Source organism: Mongoliitalea daihaiensis (assembly GCF_021596945.1).
GTDB classification, from domain to species: domain Bacteria; phylum Bacteroidota; class Bacteroidia; order Cytophagales; family Cyclobacteriaceae; genus Mongoliitalea; species Mongoliitalea daihaiensis.
The window spans coordinates 4,696,016-4,713,553 of record NZ_CP063779.1; the positions used below are offsets into that span (position 1 = coordinate 4,696,016).

Here is a 17,538-nt window from a genome sequence, read left to right on the forward strand (position 1 = left end):
ACATTTAACATCCCAGACAATGATAAAATTTACCGTGGAAGATCATGACGGCGCGCGTCAGGAAGTAGAAGCTCCTGATGACATGGGCCTAAGCTTAATGGAAATACTGAAAGCTTCCGAATATCCTGTATTAGCAACTTGCGGAGGCATGGCTCTCTGTGCCACTTGTCATGTAGAGGTCTTGGAAGGTCAAGATGGATTGGGTGATGCTACAGATGCTGAACTTGATCAATTGGAAAATTTACCTGAGTTTTTCCCAACAAGCAGATTAGCTTGCCAAATCCGGATTTCGCCACAGTTAGAAGGCGCTGTAATTAAACTTAGAGGAGAAGATAATTAGCATAAAAAAGGAGGCCAGTTAGCCTCCTTTTTCAATTATAATTTATTGTTGTGTATTTTTTATACGGATAGCTAAGGTTAACTCCAATTCAATTTCTTTCCCTACCAAACCCTCTATTTCCTGCTTCACCTCTTCCAATTCAACCAAATCCAACGGAGCATCTGATACCAATGTAACGGATAGTCGGATAGGTTCCATTTGAATAATCTTCACATCTCTAAGTTTCCCCTTATCCAATTCTTTGCCACTGAGTAGTTGCACCAGTTGTGTTTCTTTGACCATTCTTGAAAAACCAAAACCCAAAGGGGTACTAATCAATAATACAAGAACCAAAGAGATCAATAGCCCCTTTTTTGCTAAATGAAAAGGGCTGAAGCCTAATATCAAAAAAGTCAGTGCCCCTGCAAGAACCATTCCTGCTAGGTTGGTCCCTAGTAAAAGCAAGGCTCCAAGAAAAATTTGCCAATCAAGCCACCCAAGGCCTATCCCAGAAACTGCCAAAGGTGGTACCAATGCGACGGCTATCGCCACCCCCGCTAAGGTCTTGGCTACTTCTTTTTTAGCATGCGCATATGCACCAGCAACACCCGAAGCTGCTGCTACTCCAAGATCCAACAAATTTGGTCTGATCCGTGCAAGAATTTCACTATTAGGCACCTTTAATGGAGTAATCCAGGTAATCAAAATCGCAAAAAAATACCCCACCAAAAGCCCCATTCCAATAGTAAATAAACTATCCCTAATTAATGTGGAATCTTGTCTCAACACGCCCATCGCCAAAGAAATAATGGGAGACATCAAAGGAGCTAAAATCATGGCACCAATAATCACTGGACTGGAATTTCCAAACAGACCAAATGCTGCGATCAAGGTAGACAAGGCCATAAGCACTAAGTAGGAAGAAGAAAGTTTTGAGTTTTCTCTCAATGCTGTAAACAACCATTTAAATTCCTCTGTTGTCGCATGGTTGGTAAGCGGGAGGTAACCTTTCAATAATTCTCTTTTCAGCTCTCCAGTAGGAAGTTGATTGACTTTATAAATCTTCTGACTGTCCTTAACAGTGTTGACTTGTAAGTATTCTCCTGGTATAACATGAAGAGCATTTGATTTAACCTCCAACTGCAACTCTTTGGCTGTCAACAGTGTGTTATCCAAATTATAACTGATCGGCTTGTCACTCCTCAATGTCAATGCATCAGTTTTGATATGCGCCACATATGCAGGTAACTTTTGAACCTTTCCAGTCCTAAAAATACCCTTCCCTGCAAATTTCAAGATTTCTATCAAACTTTTAGGGGCATGGATGAGGGTATGAAATAAGCCGTCGTTGGCATAAGAATCCTCTATGTATCTTCTGGATAAGATAGAGCTTTTCCCATGCTGTACTACAATCATTCCCAATGCGACAGTTTCAATATCTTTGGAGGTAATTGTATCCTCTTTTTGTTCTTGCCAAGATATTGAAAACTTCTGAAGACTTACCCGCTGAAATGTTTTGATAAAATTTTGAACTTTCCTCTTTAGCTTTTGAATCCAATTAGTCTCCAATCCTGGTCCAGAAAGCATACTAAACGTTCTTCCAATCACCAATTGATTGAGAATTGGTTTATCATTTGCTAACAACACGTCTATTTGAAAAGACTCCCGATCTGCTAGCAGGTAGCGGATTGTTTCTTCCAAATTTGAAGAAATGCCAAAGCCCTGTTTAGCTTCCTTCATCATAGGATGAGGTAAAAATCCCAACTTGACAGGGTTGCCAATTAGATCTTCAATTAACTCGTGTAATTGAGCATCCGATAGATACACAAGTAGGAGTTCTATTTCTGAACAATCCAAATTCCGAAGCTCACTATAGGCAAACAAAGCAGGTTTTTGTGCATTTGAAATGAATGGAACAATGTCCTTATTGACTTTATCCACCAACTCATCATCATAAATCAGCCCAATCCTTCCTGTCGCCATCAAAACTTATGTATTATTCTTCAATCAATTGTGATAAAATCTCAATAGCAGCTTTGGACAAAACAGTTCCTGGGCCAAACACTGCTGACACCCCTGCATCGTAAAGAAAATCATAATCTTTCGGGGGAATGACTCCTCCTGCAATGACCATGATATCCTCTCTACCCAAACGCTTCAATTCTTGAATCAATGCTGGCACTAAGGTTTTATGACCCGCAGCAAGGGAGGAAGCTCCCACGATGTGTACATCATTTTCAGCAGCTTGCATCGCTACCTCTTCTGGAGTCTGAAACAAAGGCCCAATGTCTACATCAAAGCCTAAATCAGCAAAACCCGTAGCGATCACTTTTGCACCTCTATCATGCCCATCCTGCCCCATTTTAGCGACCATGATTCGAGGTCTTCTGCCCTCCAATCTTGCAAATTTGTCAGCCAACACCTTGGCTTCTTGAAAGGTTTTGTCATCCTTGGCCTCTCCAGAATAAACCCCTGAGATTGACTTGACTGCTGCTTTGTGTCTTCCAAATTCCTTTTCCATTGCATCTGAAATTTCCCCGAGTGTAGCTCTAACTCTAGCTGCTTCGACTGCCAATGCAAGCAGGTTTCCTTCGCCCGTCTTAGCCGCATCTGTAATTGCAGCTAAAGCCTCTACTACCGCCTCCTGATTGCGTTCACGCTTTAATTGCTCCAGTCGCTTAATCTGTGATTCTCTAACCGACTGATTATCCACTTCCAAAATTTCAAAATTGGAGGCTTCATCCGATTCAAACCTATTGACTCCAACAATAACATCTTTGCCACTGTCAATGCGTGCCTGCTTTCGAGCGGCAGCTTCTTCTATTCTTAATTTAGGAATACCTGCCTCAATAGCTTTCGCCATACCGCCGAGCTCCTCCACTTCCGTTATAAGTGCCCATGCTTTTTCCACCAATTGATCTGTCAAATATTCCACATAATGAGAGCCTCCCCATGGATCGACTACCTTCGTAATCCCTGTTTCTTCTTGCAGATACAATTGCGTATTACGGGCAATCCTAGCAGAAAAGTCAGTCGGTAAGGCTATGGCCTCATCAAAAGAGTTGGTATGCAGTGATTGGGTATGACCCATTGCTGCTGCTAATGCCTCGACAGCAGTTCTCGCGACATTATTGAATGCATCTTGCTCTGTCAAAGACCATCCGGATGTTTGACAATGTGTGCGCAATGCCAGTGATTTAGCATCTTTTGGATTAAATTGTTGGACAATTTTAGCCCATAACAATCTCCCTGCACGCAACTTAGCGATCTCCATAAAATGATTCATGCCTATAGCCCAGAAAAAAGACAATCGCGGTGCGAAATCGTCAATATCCAACCCTGCTGCAATCCCAGTCCTCAAATACTCCAAACCATCGGCCAAGGTATACGCTAATTCCAACTCCGCTGTAGCACCTGCTTCCTGCATATGATAGCCCGAAATGGAAATGGAATTGAACTTTGGCATCTTTTGAGAGGTGTACTCAAAAATATCTGCAATGATACGCATAGATGGTAAAGGAGGGTAGATATAGGTATTTCGTACCATAAACTCCTTCAAGATATCATTTTGGATAGTGCCACTAAGCAATTCCGGTTTGACACCTTGCTCCTCCGCTGCTACTATGTAGAATGCCAAAACGGGAATCACAGCGCCATTCATGGTCATGGATACGGACATGTGGTCTAACGGAATCCCATCAAACAAAATTTTCATGTCCAATACCGAATCAATGGCTACTCCTGCCTTTCCCACATCCCCAACTACCCGTGGATGATCTGAATCATAGCCACGATGGGTTGCTAGATCAAAAGCCACAGAAAGCCCTTTTTGTCCAGCCGCCAAATTTCTTCTGTAAAATGCGTTGGATTCTTCTGCCGTGGAAAAGCCCGCATACTGACGAATGGTCCAAGGACGCATTACATACATAGTACTATATGGGCCGCGTAAATAGGGCGGTATACCAGCAGCATATCCCACGTGAGGTAACTGCTCGATACTGGCAGCTTCAAATGCCGCAGGAACTTCTATTTTTTCAGCGGTCTCCCAGAAAGTGTCAGGTACTGAATGTGCACTGGTATTTTTTTTAAAATTTAATGAATCTATAGATGGTCTCATAAAATCTGCTCTTACTGTTCGCTTAACAAGGATAATCTTGAAGGTAAAACTTGCCAATTGGCCTCCTCAACTACTATTGGGGAAAGCGATGTATCTTCTTTGTTGGGGTATTTATTGACTCCAACAAGAATAGTCTTGCCATCAGCAACCGCCTGCTGTCGCTCTTGCCTTGTTAATTTAATTTCCTCTTGCATTTGCAGAGAGGCATATAAATGCCACCAGCCTCCCTCCTGTTCGATCACTGACAACTTATCCTTTGTAGCCTCTAATAGTTGAAGCATCAAATTTTCAATATAATAGCTTCCTGCCGTGGGGTCCAAGATTTTGCTCAAGTAGCTTTCTTGTTGCAAAATGGAAGAAATATTGCGACTCATCCGTAAAGAAAATCTGTCAGCATCCTTGACTGCTTGATCAAAAGGAAGCACATGCAAGGCATTGCAGCCTCCAATGATTGCAGCCATGGCCTCATAGGTATTTCGGATCATATTGGTATGCACATCCTTTTGGGTTTTCGTCCACTGGCTCGTAGAAGCATAAACAAAGATTTCCTCTGCATTGTAATCTACCCCATACAAGGACAAAAGTTGATGAAAGAAAATACGGTAGACTTTTACTTTAGCAATTTCTTCAAAAAAATCACTACCGACAGCAGTCCCAATGAATGTTTTCTTAGCAAGCGATGCTATGCTAACTCCTTTCTGACTCAATCGCTCTGCAAGTCCCATCCAAGAACCAAATGCATAGCCCATTTCCTGGACAGAAGTCGCTCCGGCATTATGATAATAGGTCCCTACGATTCCAACAACTTTAAAATAAGTATACTTTTGAGAAAGCTCCAGCAATTGATACGCATCCTCCACTAACTCTGATTTAGAATTTTTAAAGCGTAACGCATACACTAAACCTCCCCACATGAAGGCTCCATGCAATTGATCTGCTGGAAACTGTATCTCCTCTAAATACTGCACAAACTCTTGCATGATCTTGGTAGGGTCACCCTGAGGATCTAAAAACACTTGAATGTATTGCAAGTGCACATCTTTGAGTAATTGTGAATAATCTTCTCCACCTTTCAACTCCACCCGAATGGCATCCGCTCCATTTGAAAGTGCATATAAGATCCCTTTATTGGCAGATACTTCATCGGTAATTACCACATGATGGACATTGGACCAAAGTCTTGGATCCAAACCAGGGATTTCTGAAATAGGGTTGATAAGATTTCTATAGGATTTGATTACATCTAGGTGTTGAGTGTCTTCATCAGTAAAAAATGGATTCACTTGTAGACCGGCACTCGTTTTTGAAACAAGTGCTTGCTCAAAATCTTTCCCTTTGAGATCTTTTACAACTTGTGTCACCCATTCCTCTTTGGAAGTTTTCGGGAATACTTCAAAAAGCTTTTGATTCATAGTGGGTTTAATTGATAAGGTTAAATTTATATAAACTGATACCGATTCTTCGCGTAAATTCGAGGCGATGGCCTATCTTGCAGTTCAAAAATAACTCGGATTAGTTTCAAAACCCATTATTTTGATTCAAAAGAATATGAGGAGTACAAAGCTTTTGCTAAAACCTATACCTGCACTCTTCCTTGGAAGCATTTTGGTGGCGTGCAGTCCCAATTTAACCCCATCTGGCACAGGCCAATTTATTGGCATTTCAGAAACTGTGGAAGTAAAGGAGGAAATTCAGGCCTTTCTTGAGCCTTTCAAAATCTCCTTGGAAGCAGAAATGAATGCAGTAATAGGTTTTAGTGAAGAAGAACTCAATAAATCAGGCGTAGGGGAAAGCACTTTAGGTAACTTAATTACAGATTACCAAAAAAGCTATACAGAAGAGCTATTGGGCCATTCCATTGATATTTCAATAATGAACAATGGGGGTATTCGAAATGTACTACCCAAAGGTGAAATCACTTTAGGAGCCATTTATGAGATTTCTCCTTTTGACAATTATTTACATATTCTGGAAATTGATGCAGCAGGTATCATAGAATTGATCAAATATGCCTCCCGTGGCAGAAACGTAGGGATGGCTGGGCTCACCTACAAAACTGTTGACGGTGAAATTGAAGAGATTAGAATCGGTGGCAAAGAGTTATCAACTGAACAACGTTACCGACTCGCTGCCAATGACTACATCGCCAATGGTGGTGATAATATGACTTTTTTGGTATCACTAAACCGGATCGAAGAAACCAGCATTGTATTACGGGATATATTGATCGATCGCATCAAAAAAGAAACAGCTCAAGGCAATACTATCAAAGCAAAAATCGAAGGAAGACAGCTTATCCAATAACCCCATGAATAGAAGGATTTTCATCAAAAACACAGTTTTGACAGGAATTGGCGCAGGCTTGATGGTCGAAAATCTTTGGGCGACACCCAAAGTGAAAAAAATCACCATCCTGCATACGAATGACATCCACAGCCGCATTGAATCTTTCCCAAATGACGGCAGTAGAAATGCCAACCAAGGAGGAATGAATAAACTCGCCACAGTAATTGAGTCAATTCGTTCTTCTGAAGAACAGGTGTTGTTATTTGATGCTGGAGATGTTTTTCAAGGTACACCTTATTTCAATTTGTATGGTGGGGAAATTGAGTTTCGCTTGATGAGTAAAATGGGCTATGATGCTGGAACCTTGGGTAATCATGAATTTGACAATGGTTTGGAAGGAATAGAAAAACAATTAGTTCACGCCAAATTCCCACACTTGATAGCCAATTATGATTTTTCCAATACTTTGCTTAAAAATGCTTTTGAACCTTACAGAATTTTCCAAAAAGGGGGAGTGAAAATTGGAGCATTTGGACTGGGTATTCAGTTGGAAGGTTTAGTTGGAAAGAAGAACTACGGCGCTACCAAGTACCTTGATCCAGTAGCGGTGTCAAAAGAAATGGTTCAAGAACTGCGGAAGAAAAAATGTGACATCATTGTCTGCCTTTCTCATTTAGGTTATTCTTATCGAAGCAATAAAATAGACGACCTCAAACTTGCTCAAGAAGTAGAGGGTATCCATTTGATCATAGGAGGTCATACACACTCATTTTTGGACAGGCCAACGGAAGTTGCTGGCCCAAATGGATCTCAAACACTGGTGAATCAAGTAGGTACAGGAGCACTTCGACTAGGAAAAATCGACTTCACTTTTGAAGGTTCTAGCCCGCTAGCACACCATAACTCGAAAGTTATCCACATTTAATTGGTCTTTGAAGCAAAAATGATTTTTAATTTAGACATATTTTTGTCAACTTTGATGCCCCCGATTTTGGTGCAAGGAAAACCTGATTGTTTAAACAAAATTTAGAATACCGTTCATGAGTGTAGAGGCTACAGCAGTTTGGAATGAGTGCTTGCGTGTGATCGAACAGCATGTCAATGAGCAAAGTTTCAATACTTGGTTCAAACCAATTAATCCAGTAAAACTGGAAGGTAGTAGCCTAACCATACAGGTACCAAGTCAATTTTTTTACGAGTGGCTAGAAGACAATTACGTCAATCAACTGAAATTAGCAATCAAATCAATTTTAGGTCCTAACGGACGCTTGGAGTATGCGGTAGTTGTAGATAGAGGTAATTCTCAAAATCAGCCCTATGTCGTCAATTTACCACATGGGACAGCTACGGGAAATCCTCCCAAAAAGCAACATACTAATCAGCCTGACGAAAATAAAAGCCCGTTTGCAATGCAATCGCTCAACGACGAAATGTTATTGCAATCTAACTTGAATCCCAATTATACATTTGGCACTTATATAGAAGGGGATTGTAATCGCTTGGCTCGTTCGGCAGGACATGCGGTCGCTACTAAACCAGGAATTACTTCTTTCAATCCACTCATGGTTTATGGTGGAGTTGGCTTAGGCAAAACACACCTAGTTCAGGCAATCGGAAATGAAATTAAAAATGGACCTGAAGAAAAGTTTGTACTATACGTTTCCTCCGAAAAGTTTGTAACTCAGTTTCTAGATGCAATTAAGGATGGAAACATCAAGCCATTTACAAACTTCTACATGCAGGTGGATGTATTGATCATTGACGACATTCAGTTTTTGGCAGGAAAAGATCGAACACAAGAAATGTTCTTCCATATTTTCAACCATTTGCATCAGAACAAAAAACAGATCATCATGACCTCAGACTGTCCTCCCAAGGATTTGAAAGGGCTTGAAGAGCGATTGGTTTCCCGGTTTAAATGGGGATTAACCGCCGATCTGCAAATGCCTGATTTTGAAACAAGGGTAGCCATCATTAAAAGAAAAATGCAAACAGAGGGGATCTTCATCCCTGATGATGTAATTGAATACTTAGCCTACACCATTGATACCAATGTTCGTGAATTGGAAGGGGTATTGATTTCTTTGATTGCACATGCCTCCCTCAATCGCATCGATATAGATTTAGCTCTTGCTAAATCTATTATGAAAAATATTGTAAAGGACATTGAGACAGAAGTAGGAATCGATTTTATCCAAAAAACTTGTTCAGATTATTTCGATATCAAAATAGAAGACCTCAAAGCCAAAACGAGAAAGAAAGAAATTGTAACGGCGCGGCAGGTGGCAATGTATTTTTCAAAAGAATTTACCAATCATTCCCTTAAGTCTATTGGCTATCACTTTGGTGGAAGAGACCATAGTACTGTCATCCATGCTGTGCAGACCGTAAACGATCTGATGGATACCGACACTGCATTCAGAAATGCCGTCAATGAGCTTAAAAAGAAATTTAAGATGAAATCCATTTAAGGAATTTACTCTACTTTCCGCACTATTCCATTCAATTCTTTTAGAGGAATACGAAGCTCGGTAGCTCCAATGACATAAGGTCCAATCTCGTATGGATTATAAAACAATATAAAATCATCTCCATCAACGCCCATAGTTACAGGTAGAAAAAAACGGCTATCATCTTCAAGGAAAAAACGACCATCTTGAGCTAAGTCCACTTCCTCTTGTACCTCGTGATACGCTCGAAATTTTTTTTCAGCTATGGCTAAAAGGCTATCGTGGTCCAAAACCAACTCTTCATTGGAAATAATCGAATTTGATTGTTTGGAGAAATTTACATATTGCAAAAAATAATTGGGATGTGCTCCCCCTGTATACGAGTAATTTTCAACTACCAAACTAATCATGTCTTTTCCTTGAAACGTCTCACGAACTCGTAAATCTAAGCTCCATTCGTGATAAGCATCAAATTCCTCCATAAATTGTAAATAGCTATCCAAAAAATTGGTTATTGCCAAACTTAGAGATTCAGCCTCAAAGTCTTCTCCAATAGCTGCCATCATAGACAGCTGTTGCTCAATATGTTCATTCAGATAGACGGCAGACTCAGTAGATCCCACATACAAAGGATAGGTTAACTCAACAGTAGCACAATACTCTTTATAGCAGGCTTTTTCTTCATATGTCTTTGTCTCAAAAATCAGCAATTCTGTTTGTTGGCAGCCTAATAAAGCTAAACCAAAGAATAGAGAAAGATACTTTTTCATAGAATCATTACATTTAGATGATTATCAGCTTTCACTCTAGTAGCTAAGCAAATGCTGATTTTCATTATATTTTTTGGCATCAATTGACTGTGCTTGATTATTTGCAATAGCAGAGATGTTATTTTTACTCTGCTATAATTGCTGATAATCAGATAATTTATGTGTAATTTAATATAAACGCTGGTTTTGTAGAACTGTATGTGCAATTCATCTGCTAAAACCACCAACAGAACTTAGAACTTATCCTTGTTGAGTCCATAAAACATTTCCACCAATTGTTTGGCTTTAGCAATGGAGGAGAAAGCTCCTCCCCTCACACCTTCCTCAATTGTTTTCATAGACTCCTGAATGGAAGGATTATTGTAAAAACTGGTTTCTAACAAAAAACGAATGTGTTCATGCATCCAGTTAACCCGCTGTGAAGACCGGTTTGAGTTAAAATAGCCGTTCTCTTTTACTTGAGTTTGATATTCTTGAATCATTTCCCAGATTTCAGGAAGACCATCAGCAGTTAGTCCAGAACAAACTTTTACTTGGGGAAACCAGTTATTTTCTTTGGCAGGAAAAAGATGTAACGCATTTGCATATTCTCGTTTAGCCCTTTTGGCGACCTCAGCCCTTTCTCCATCTGCTTTATTGATTACCAATGCATCACACATTTCTACAATCCCTTTTTTAATACCTTGAAGCTCATCTCCTGCTCCAGCTAACATTAATAAAAGAAAAAAATCCACCATTCCTTTTACAGCAATTTCTGATTGCCCTACCCCCACTGTTTCAATAATGATCACATCAAAACCTGCAGCTTCACATAGAAGCATGGCTTCTCTTGTTTTTGCACTAACTCCTCCTAAAGTAGATCCAGCTGGACTTGGCCGAATGTAGGCTCTATTATCTCTTGCAAGTGTTTCCATTCGGGTCTTATCCCCTAGGATACTGCCCTTGGTCTGTTGAGAAGATGGATCAATCGCTAAGACTGCCAAATGGTACCCTTGATCCACCACAAGTGCTCCAAAACTCTCAATAAATGTACTTTTACCGACACCCGGTACTCCTGTAATCCCAATCCGAACGGAGTTACCTGTATGGGGTAAGACACCTTCCACTACTTGAGAAGCTAACAATTTATCTGATTCTAAAGAACTCTCTACCAAGGTAATGGCACGGCTCAGGAGAATCCGATCTCCGGCTAAAATCCCTTGAATGTATACATCGGGAGTAAATCTACTTCTTTTACCCAAAACTTTACTTTTTTCTGTTAATGTAAGAAAATTAATTGAATGGCTGTATTCTGAAAGAAGCTTGTCCCATAGCATTTTTCTCATAAACTGCAATGCAAGACTCTTGATAGACACTTTCAAAATGAGGAATAGTGGGATTCAGATTTTTTGGTGTCAATTCAGATTGATCAAAGAAGTACACTGTCGTAGTCCCATACTTGGTATGAGGCATATACATCCCATACTGTTCTAATGCATCCCAATCTTTACTGGACGTATACACTGCGTAAACACGCTTTACTGGACCTGTATTATTTTCATTCCGATAAAATGCTCTTTCTTCAAATGTACCTTCCAACTGACCTACACCCGGCTGATTGAAGGACTCATACACAAACCATACGACCAAGGCCGTAACCAAAGAACCCAAGATATAGAAAACCTTCTTTGCATTCATTACGCTAGCTGTTTTGAATTATAAGGCTTAATTTAGAGGAAAAATTCAAAGATGGCATTCGATTATATCAAAGCTTTGCACATCATTTTCATAGTCACTTGGTTTGCAGGACTTTTCTACATAGTACGCTTGTTTATTTATCAGCGTGAAGCCTATGATAAATCTCCCGAGGAACAAAGAATTCTTTTACCTACACTAAATCTGATGGCCCACCGGCTATGGTACATTATCACTTGGCCATCCGCAATCCTAACCTTTATTTTTGGGTTTTGGGTTCTTTCTTATCGATGGGGATACACTGGTATGGGTTGGATGCAAGCTAAGCTTATCTTTGTTTTGCTTTTATACGTATACCAGTTTATCTGTCATAAGATTTTCCTAGATCTGCAAAACGGAAAAACAACCCTAACATCAATGAAGTTACGAATGTGGAATGAAGTGTCTACTGTTCTTTTATTTGCTATCGTCTTCTTAGTGGTTCTTAAAAGTTTAATCAGTGTAGTCTGGGGGATCGCAGGATTAGTAGGATTAAGTGTCCTGATGATGCTAGGTATCAAATTGTATAAAAAAGTAAGAGAATCATAAAAATATAAACATGAAAAAGTTAGGAAGTTGGGTAGTACTTGTACTTATAACGGCCGTCGTTGCTTGCTCTGGAAAAGAGAGCAGTGAAACTGACAGTGGAAAATTGCCAGTTCTTGGGCATTCTTATATTAATGAATTTGAAATGGAAGGCAAAATGGTGAAAGACACCATTTACCATAAAATTGCTGATTTTTCTTTTGTCAATCAAGTTGGTACTACCATTACAAACGCTGATGTTACCGGAAAGGTCTACATCGCCGATTTCTTTTTTACCACCTGTCCTACCATTTGCCCTACAATGAAAGCACAAATGCTGAGAGTTTACGAGAAATTTAAGGATAATCCAGATTTTCAGATTTTGAGCCATAGCATCGATCCTACACATGATACGCAGGAAGTTTTAAAAGAATACGCAGAACGTATCGGTATCGAAGATGCCTCTACTTGGCATTTTTTGACAGGTGATCAAGAGAAAATCTTTGAAATCGGTCAGACAAGTTACCTTACTACCGCTATGGAAGACCAAAATGAACCAGGAGGATTCCTACATTCCGGGGCCTTTATTCTGATTGATCAACAAGGACGAATAAGAGGTTTGTATGATGGCACAAAAGAAGATCAGGTCAATCGATTAATGAATGATATTCCAAAATTACTCCCGTAACATGCGATGCTTTAGATGGATACTTCCTGTTTTTGGAAGTTTATTGTTCGCTTGCCAAGGAAGCAACAAGCCCGATAGTGAGAAAGGATTAGCGGATATTCGGGATACCAAGGTGATGCAATACGCAATCGAAGGGAAAACAATTTATGAAAATCTCTGCGCCAATTGTCATGGTCTAGACGGGATGGGGTTAGGAAGACTAATTCCCCCTATTAACGGAGCTGATTATTTCAAAGAAGACATCGGAAGAACAATTCGAATCATCAAAAACGGACAAGAAGGTTCAATTATCGTCAATGGAATGGAGTACAATGGAGTTATGCCTGCTAATCCTAAATTAACGAACATCGAAATAGCAAAGCTGACAACTTATTTATACAATATCTGGGGTGAGTCTCGAGGAGTCATCAGTCCGTCAACTGTAGAAAAATATTTAAATGAAAAAGGGAGCAATTAGCTCCCTAGCTCTTTTTTGGCATTTTCTATCGAGTTTTTGATATCTCGATTTACTTTTTCTACCAATACCTTTTGTTCGATTAAATATTGATGGACTTCTTCTTCTGACCCCTCAAAGTTTGATTGAAACTGCCGCATCCATACAAACATCCCCTCGAAAGCCTCCTCCAAATCATCTGCGTATTTTATCATGCGCTCAACCGCCTCTTTATTAGTTAGAGAATCTTCTTCCATCAGATCAACTCTTTCCAACAATGATTTTTTCAGCGAACGTAATTCCCCCATTTTTGGCATTACTTCATCGTGAATCTCAATCACCTCCTGCTTAAGAACTTGATTTTCGTCAACTTTTTCATTTGCACAGCTGACACCAAACACGAGGAAGCAAAAACTCACAAATAATTTAAAAATATTCTTCATCTTCAAAGCGGTTTCCTCGCAAAGAAAATAAATTTACAACATAAAACAAAAGTAAATATTTAAATATTACATTTTTTGTGAAACTTCCAATTGACAACATGCGTCGTAAATAAAGCCAAAGATGCTAGTAATGAAACAATTAGCATGTATTGATTCCAATCATGCAATAAAATTGCGATGGAAAAAATAGAAACTGACGACCAAAGTGCTATTTTTATACTTTGGGAAGATGCCTGTTTAGAAGCTTGGAAAACAGCCCATAATGCAAGGACGATAAATAGATAATCTAACATATGCCAATCCCAATGAAAATGGAAATGCCCATGATCATGATCATGGTGATGATGTGCAGCATGTCCGTCCATGCTCTTTACCACAAACCCAAGCGAAATAAATATGGGGAGGGCAAGACAGTGTATCATGCACAATACAGATGCTGACATTCCCAGAAAATCAGCTTTTGGAATAGAAAGTCTTTTAATTATTTGCAACATAATTGCAAATTAAACACCTTAACGTTCAAAAACCAAATAAATGAAGACATATTGCTTTGCGAATGACCAAATTATAGCATCCAAGGATGCTTATCTGCATCCTATGGATATAGGGCTTATCCGTGGGTATGGTATCTTTGATTTTTTACGAACCAATGCCTACAAGCCTATGTTTTTGGAAGATTACCTAGACAGATTTACCCGTTCAGCGGAAAAAACCCATTTACAACTCGCGTACACAAAAGAGGAATTGAGGCTAATCATTCTTGAGCTCATTGATAAAAATGATCTGAAAGAAGGTGGCATCCGGTTAGTTTTGACAGGAGGAGTGTCTGAAAACCACTTCAGCCCGACGAAAGGAAGCCTATTTATCTTCAATGAAGCCTTGGACTTTCCTGCTCAAGAAAAATATGAACAAGGTGTCAAACTTCTGAGTGTAGAACATGTCAGGGCAATAGCAGATATAAAAACCACCAATTATGCCTTCCCTGTTTGGCACAGTGCTCAATGGAAAGCAGCAGGAGCAGAAGATGTCTTGTATCATTGGAATGGGGTTATTTCTGAAAGCTCTCGATCGAATATTTTCGTCATCAAAGACGGTGCTATAGCAACCCCCAACAACCATATTCTACATGGAATAACACGCAAAAGGGCTTTGGAGTTAGCTCCAAAAACAGAAATTCGGGAAATTACCATGGATGAAGTATTTGCCGCTGATGAAATTTTTATCACAAGTACTACAAAAAAAATACTCCCCATCACGCGCATCGATGACAAAATAATTGGTAAAGGAATAGTAGGTCCTTATACTGCAAAACTCATAGAGTCCTTTGCGACAATGGAAACAGCTGTCCTTGCCTAGACAATATCGGATTTATTTATCCAAAAAAAGCCCGTTGAATCAGTATTTGACTGAATCAACGGGCTTTTTTTAAGTGGCTTAAAATAACTTACTTTCTACTATATTTAATTACTTAATAGTTCTGCATCAACCAAAATGTACATGAGCTTTTCCGGATCTTTATCATTTAAGGTTAATCTACCCTTAACACGCACTTTTTTGCTTGTATATTTTATCGGGTTTTTGAGCATTACTTCCATGACTGTTTCTGGACCTCCACTACCGCAAAAGAAACATTCAGCGAGCGGAAGCGAAGAAAGAATGATATGCTCGGGTTTAAACATTCCTTCAAAGGGGATGATAAAACCGTCCGCTTCCACAACTTTCCCTTCCAACTTTTTAATCTTATCAGCAAAAACGGGGATATATAGTTCACCAAACTCATCCTGTCCAATCTTATACGTCACTTCGGATAGATCCCTCCATACCGAAAAGCTAGTTTGAGCATAGCTCTGAAAAGAACTAAGCAGGAGAATGATAATGGTTAGTTTCAAGAATTGAAATTTCATAGATAGTTTGATATTGAAATAACTGAAGTATGCAAGTTAAGACTTGGTAAGTTGTTTGGCAATATCTGTTTGATAAGCGTTCCAAGCAGGTATAAGAGAGGCTAAAACTCCTACTGCTAAGGCATAAGCCATCACCCACAACTCTTCTGGTAAAAATACCCAAGCGCTTAGGGTACTTAATGCGCCTTGATCATTTTGAGCAGTCAAAACTACCAAAAACCCATGACCTATCAATATTCCCGTAACAGCTCCCAAGAATGTGAGGATGACTCCCTCCAACAAGATGTGAATAAATAACTGCCCACTGGAAGCGCCCAAAGTACGCATGACAGCTAAGTCATATTTACGTTCTTTTAAAGAATTAAACAGTGCAATAAATATACCCAATCCTGCAATAATGATGATGATTACCGCTAAACCCTGGATTAATGTTACACCGAAACCTAACAATTCAAATAGGCGCGAGATTTCAAAAGCTGGTGAGGCAGCTTGTAACGAACTACGGCTGTTAATAAATCGTGGCAACTGCACTGCCGCCATAGGATTTCGATACTGCACCAACATTGAGGTAATCTCCCTATCCTCATCGGTTTCGGGAAATCCACGCTTGGCTACGATTTGGGTAAATTTGTCGTGATCATGGTCTTCATCATGGGTATACCAGACTGATTCCATACTTGTCAGAATCAATTTGTCCAATACATTTCCCATGGGCTGAAGGATACCTGTAATGGTGTAAGGATGCTCATCATGTGCATGGCTCGATGCTCCAATACCGTGGGAGCCAATAAAGTTCTCACCCACTTTCAGATTTAACTTTTGAGCCACTTCATGACCTAAAACCACCTCAAAAGGGACTTCCCAGAAAGACCCCTCCAACACCTCTGCTTGGTATAAATCCAAATAATCATAATTTGTACCCACAATCCGATACCCTGAATAGTTATCTCCCAAACCAAGAGGAATAGTGTTTTTCACCAACCGATTGTTGGCAATTGACTTCGCTTCTGCCATATCAATATTCCCTGTAGGAAAATCAATATGATAGACACTGGAAAGAATCAACTGCAATGGACTACCCTTAGCACCTACTACCAAGTCAACTCCCTCGGCATCTTTGGTCATTTTCTTTTCAAATTGATCCTGAACTAAAATCAATACTGTAATAATAGCCAGACCCAAAGCCAATAAAAGGATATTGAGTACCGTGCTCAGTGGCTTAGCGATCAAGTATTTCCAACTTAACTTTACTAAATTCATCGTGTACCTCCTATAGTAATATGGTTGGCAATATGATTTTTAACCCGTTGATCATGCGTCACTATGACCAATGCAGCATTAAATTGAGATGCTTGATACTGCAACAATCTGATAACTTTTTCAGCATTATCATCATCCAAACTAGCTGTTGGTTCGTCGGCAAGTATCAATTTGGGCTGATTGGCAAGCGCTCGGGCAATGGATACCCGCTGTGCTTCTCCTTCACTGAGAGTTTGGATACGTTGATTTCGTTTATCCCAAATCCCAAGATCCTTTAAAATTTGTTCATTTTGTAGACCTTTCCCAGAAACAAAGTAATTCGCAATCTTAAGATTTTCTTCTACCGACAGAGCTGAAAGTATATGTGGTTTTTGAAAAATAATCCCAATATGAGTTCCTCTAAATTTATCTAACTGAGATCCCGAGAGCTGATAGATTTCTACTCCATTAATGACTACGGTACCCTTTTGGGGTTTCAAAAGACCTGCAATGATATTGAGGATGGTGGTTTTCCCACTTCCCGATTTACCCAAAATCAACAGTTCTCCACCTGATTCAAGAGAAATATCAGGTATTTGAAAAGGATCTGAGGTGTTGTATTTGAACTCTACATTCTTTAAAGTTAACATG

The 17,538-nt window shown here is 39.6% G+C and carries 19 protein-coding genes; 8 read left to right on the forward strand and 11 right to left on the reverse strand.

Annotation, left to right across the window (positions count from 1 at the left end; translation table 11 throughout):
* The first annotated feature begins 19 nt into the window (after positions 1 to 19).
* Positions 20 to 340: a 2Fe-2S iron-sulfur cluster-binding protein gene (locus IPZ59_RS19725; protein WP_236137745.1), complete on the forward strand. Its 321-nt coding sequence runs from the start codon at positions 20 to 22 to the stop codon at positions 338 to 340.
* 42 nt (positions 341 to 382) lie between these two features.
* Here IPZ59_RS19725 and IPZ59_RS19730 read toward each other — a convergent pair whose 3' ends face one another.
* The 3 genes from IPZ59_RS19730 to IPZ59_RS19740 are packed head-to-tail and all read right to left on the reverse strand — an operon-like array spanning position 383 to position 5,848.
* Entirely contained in the window at positions 383 to 2,302 is a 1,920-nt protein-coding gene (locus IPZ59_RS19730) for a DUF389 domain-containing protein (protein WP_236137746.1), read from the reverse strand.
* Between the two features lie 13 nt (positions 2,303 to 2,315).
* Positions 2,316 to 4,436, reverse strand: coding sequence for a methylmalonyl-CoA mutase (gene scpA, locus IPZ59_RS19735; RefSeq protein ID WP_236137747.1), 2,121 nt, complete (start codon positions 4,434 to 4,436; stop codon positions 2,316 to 2,318).
* Between the two features lie 11 nt (positions 4,437 to 4,447).
* The gene (locus tag IPZ59_RS19740; RefSeq protein WP_236137748.1) at positions 4,448 to 5,848 is read right to left on the reverse strand and encodes a methylmalonyl-CoA mutase family protein; all 1,401 of its coding nucleotides are present in this window, start codon (positions 5,846 to 5,848) and stop codon (positions 4,448 to 4,450) included.
* Between the two features lie 136 nt (positions 5,849 to 5,984).
* Between IPZ59_RS19740 and IPZ59_RS19745 the strand changes: the two genes are divergently transcribed.
* The 3 genes from IPZ59_RS19745 to dnaA all read left to right on the forward strand — a co-directional run bounded on the left by IPZ59_RS19745 (position 5,985) and on the right by dnaA (position 9,193).
* Positions 5,985 to 6,740 (forward strand): 5'-nucleotidase C-terminal domain-containing protein, encoded by a 756-nt coding sequence (locus IPZ59_RS19745; protein WP_236137749.1) that lies wholly within the window; start codon positions 5,985 to 5,987, stop codon positions 6,738 to 6,740.
* A 4-nt stretch (positions 6,741 to 6,744) separates the two neighbouring features.
* Positions 6,745 to 7,647: a bifunctional metallophosphatase/5'-nucleotidase gene (locus IPZ59_RS19750; protein WP_236137750.1), complete on the forward strand. Its 903-nt coding sequence runs from the start codon at positions 6,745 to 6,747 to the stop codon at positions 7,645 to 7,647.
* A 115-nt stretch (positions 7,648 to 7,762) separates the two neighbouring features.
* The gene (gene dnaA / locus IPZ59_RS19755; RefSeq protein ID WP_236137751.1) at positions 7,763 to 9,193 is read left to right on the forward strand and encodes a chromosomal replication initiator protein DnaA; all 1,431 of its coding nucleotides are present in this window, start codon (positions 7,763 to 7,765) and stop codon (positions 9,191 to 9,193) included.
* A gap of 5 nt (positions 9,194 to 9,198) precedes the next feature.
* On the opposite strand, the gene IPZ59_RS19760 is transcribed toward dnaA, so the two are convergent.
* The 3 genes from IPZ59_RS19760 to IPZ59_RS19770 form a co-directional block, all read right to left on the reverse strand.
* The gene (locus tag IPZ59_RS19760) at positions 9,199 to 9,942 is read right to left on the reverse strand and encodes a DUF3298 and DUF4163 domain-containing protein (RefSeq protein WP_236137752.1); all 744 of its coding nucleotides are present in this window, start codon (positions 9,940 to 9,942) and stop codon (positions 9,199 to 9,201) included.
* A 233-nt stretch (positions 9,943 to 10,175) separates the two neighbouring features.
* Positions 10,176 to 11,183 carry a methylmalonyl Co-A mutase-associated GTPase MeaB gene (meaB, locus tag IPZ59_RS19765; RefSeq protein ID WP_236137753.1) on the reverse strand — a complete coding sequence of 336 codons (1,008 nt, stop codon included), beginning with the start codon at positions 11,181 to 11,183 and terminating at the stop codon, positions 10,176 to 10,178.
* A gap of 31 nt (positions 11,184 to 11,214) precedes the next feature.
* Complete coding sequence (locus IPZ59_RS19770) at positions 11,215 to 11,619, reverse strand: hypothetical protein (RefSeq protein WP_236137754.1); 405 nt, start codon at positions 11,617 to 11,619, stop codon at positions 11,215 to 11,217.
* Between the two features lie 51 nt (positions 11,620 to 11,670).
* On the opposite strand from IPZ59_RS19770, the gene IPZ59_RS19775 reads away from it, so the two are divergent.
* Genes IPZ59_RS19775 through IPZ59_RS19785 form a run of 3 tightly spaced genes read left to right on the forward strand, consistent with a single transcriptional unit; the run spans position 11,671 to position 13,325 of the window.
* On the forward strand, positions 11,671 to 12,204 hold the full coding sequence (locus tag IPZ59_RS19775; protein WP_236137755.1) for a CopD family protein: 534 nt from the start codon (positions 11,671 to 11,673) through the stop codon (positions 12,202 to 12,204).
* A 10-nt stretch (positions 12,205 to 12,214) separates the two neighbouring features.
* The gene (locus tag IPZ59_RS19780) at positions 12,215 to 12,868 is read left to right on the forward strand and encodes an SCO family protein (RefSeq protein WP_236137756.1); all 654 of its coding nucleotides are present in this window, start codon (positions 12,215 to 12,217) and stop codon (positions 12,866 to 12,868) included.
* A 1-nt stretch (position 12,869) separates the two neighbouring features.
* Positions 12,870 to 13,325 (forward strand): c-type cytochrome, encoded by a 456-nt coding sequence (locus IPZ59_RS19785; RefSeq protein ID WP_236137757.1) that lies wholly within the window; start codon positions 12,870 to 12,872, stop codon positions 13,323 to 13,325.
* On the opposite strand, the gene IPZ59_RS19790 is transcribed toward IPZ59_RS19785, so the two are convergent.
* Both IPZ59_RS19790 and IPZ59_RS19795 read right to left on the reverse strand, forming a co-directional pair.
* Positions 13,322 to 13,744: a hypothetical protein gene (locus IPZ59_RS19790; RefSeq protein WP_236137758.1), complete on the reverse strand. Its 423-nt coding sequence runs from the start codon at positions 13,742 to 13,744 to the stop codon at positions 13,322 to 13,324. The genes IPZ59_RS19785 and IPZ59_RS19790 overlap by 4 nt on opposite strands.
* Before the next feature lie 59 nt (positions 13,745 to 13,803).
* Entirely contained in the window at positions 13,804 to 14,238 is a 435-nt protein-coding gene (locus IPZ59_RS19795; protein WP_236137759.1) for a MerC domain-containing protein, read from the reverse strand.
* A 40-nt stretch (positions 14,239 to 14,278) separates the two neighbouring features.
* Between IPZ59_RS19795 and IPZ59_RS19800 the strand changes: the two genes are divergently transcribed.
* The gene (locus IPZ59_RS19800) at positions 14,279 to 15,100 is read left to right on the forward strand and encodes an aminotransferase class IV (RefSeq protein ID WP_236137760.1); all 822 of its coding nucleotides are present in this window, start codon (positions 14,279 to 14,281) and stop codon (positions 15,098 to 15,100) included.
* A 104-nt stretch (positions 15,101 to 15,204) separates the two neighbouring features.
* Here the strand turns inward: IPZ59_RS19800 and IPZ59_RS19805 are convergent, their stop codons facing one another.
* Genes IPZ59_RS19805 through IPZ59_RS19815 form a run of 3 tightly spaced genes read right to left on the reverse strand, consistent with a single transcriptional unit; the run spans position 15,205 to position 17,537 of the window.
* Entirely contained in the window at positions 15,205 to 15,648 is a 444-nt protein-coding gene (locus IPZ59_RS19805; protein ID WP_236137761.1) for a hypothetical protein, read from the reverse strand.
* A gap of 36 nt (positions 15,649 to 15,684) precedes the next feature.
* Positions 15,685 to 16,908 carry an ABC transporter permease gene (locus IPZ59_RS19810; protein ID WP_236137762.1) on the reverse strand — a complete coding sequence of 408 codons (1,224 nt, stop codon included), beginning with the start codon at positions 16,906 to 16,908 and terminating at the stop codon, positions 15,685 to 15,687.
* Complete coding sequence (locus IPZ59_RS19815; RefSeq protein ID WP_236137763.1) at positions 16,905 to 17,537, reverse strand: ABC transporter ATP-binding protein; 633 nt, start codon at positions 17,535 to 17,537, stop codon at positions 16,905 to 16,907. The genes IPZ59_RS19810 and IPZ59_RS19815 overlap by 4 nt, the downstream gene beginning before the upstream one ends.
* Position 17,538: the final 1 nt, after the last annotated feature.

Bases quoted from the DNA above. Each gene is read 5' to 3' on its own strand.
- IPZ59_RS19775 (WP_236137755.1), top strand. From the start codon at position 11,671: ATGGCATTCGATTATATCAAAGCTTTGCACATCATTTTCATAGTCACT.
- dnaA (WP_236137751.1), top strand. From the start codon at position 7,763: ATGAGTGTAGAGGCTACAGCAGTTTGGAATGAGTGCTTGCGTGTGATC.
- IPZ59_RS19760 (WP_236137752.1), bottom strand. From the start codon at position 9,942: ATGAAAAAGTATCTTTCTCTATTCTTTGGTTTAGCTTTATTAGGCTGC.
- IPZ59_RS19795 (WP_236137759.1), bottom strand. From the start codon at position 14,238: ATGTTGCAAATAATTAAAAGACTTTCTATTCCAAAAGCTGATTTTCTG.
- IPZ59_RS19770 (WP_236137754.1), bottom strand. From the start codon at position 11,619: ATGAATGCAAAGAAGGTTTTCTATATCTTGGGTTCTTTGGTTACGGCC.
- IPZ59_RS19745 (WP_236137749.1), top strand. From the start codon at position 5,985: ATGAGGAGTACAAAGCTTTTGCTAAAACCTATACCTGCACTCTTCCTT.
- IPZ59_RS19730 (WP_236137746.1), bottom strand. From the start codon at position 2,302: ATGGCGACAGGAAGGATTGGGCTGATTTATGATGATGAGTTGGTGGAT.
- scpA (WP_236137747.1), bottom strand. From the start codon at position 4,436: ATGAGACCATCTATAGATTCATTAAATTTTAAAAAAAATACCAGTGCA.
- IPZ59_RS19780 (WP_236137756.1), top strand. From the start codon at position 12,215: ATGAAAAAGTTAGGAAGTTGGGTAGTACTTGTACTTATAACGGCCGTC.
- IPZ59_RS19785 (WP_236137757.1), top strand. From the start codon at position 12,870: ATGCGATGCTTTAGATGGATACTTCCTGTTTTTGGAAGTTTATTGTTC.
- IPZ59_RS19750 (WP_236137750.1), top strand. From the start codon at position 6,745: ATGAATAGAAGGATTTTCATCAAAAACACAGTTTTGACAGGAATTGGC.
- IPZ59_RS19725 (WP_236137745.1), top strand. From the start codon at position 20: ATGATAAAATTTACCGTGGAAGATCATGACGGCGCGCGTCAGGAAGTA.
- IPZ59_RS19740 (WP_236137748.1), bottom strand. From the start codon at position 5,848: ATGAATCAAAAGCTTTTTGAAGTATTCCCGAAAACTTCCAAAGAGGAA.
- IPZ59_RS19800 (WP_236137760.1), top strand. From the start codon at position 14,279: ATGAAGACATATTGCTTTGCGAATGACCAAATTATAGCATCCAAGGAT.
- IPZ59_RS19790 (WP_236137758.1), bottom strand. From the start codon at position 13,744: ATGAAGAATATTTTTAAATTATTTGTGAGTTTTTGCTTCCTCGTGTTT.
- IPZ59_RS19805 (WP_236137761.1), bottom strand. From the start codon at position 15,648: ATGAAATTTCAATTCTTGAAACTAACCATTATCATTCTCCTGCTTAGT.
- IPZ59_RS19815 (WP_236137763.1), bottom strand. From the start codon at position 17,537: ATGTTAACTTTAAAGAATGTAGAGTTCAAATACAACACCTCAGATCCT.
- IPZ59_RS19810 (WP_236137762.1), bottom strand. From the start codon at position 16,908: ATGAATTTAGTAAAGTTAAGTTGGAAATACTTGATCGCTAAGCCACTG.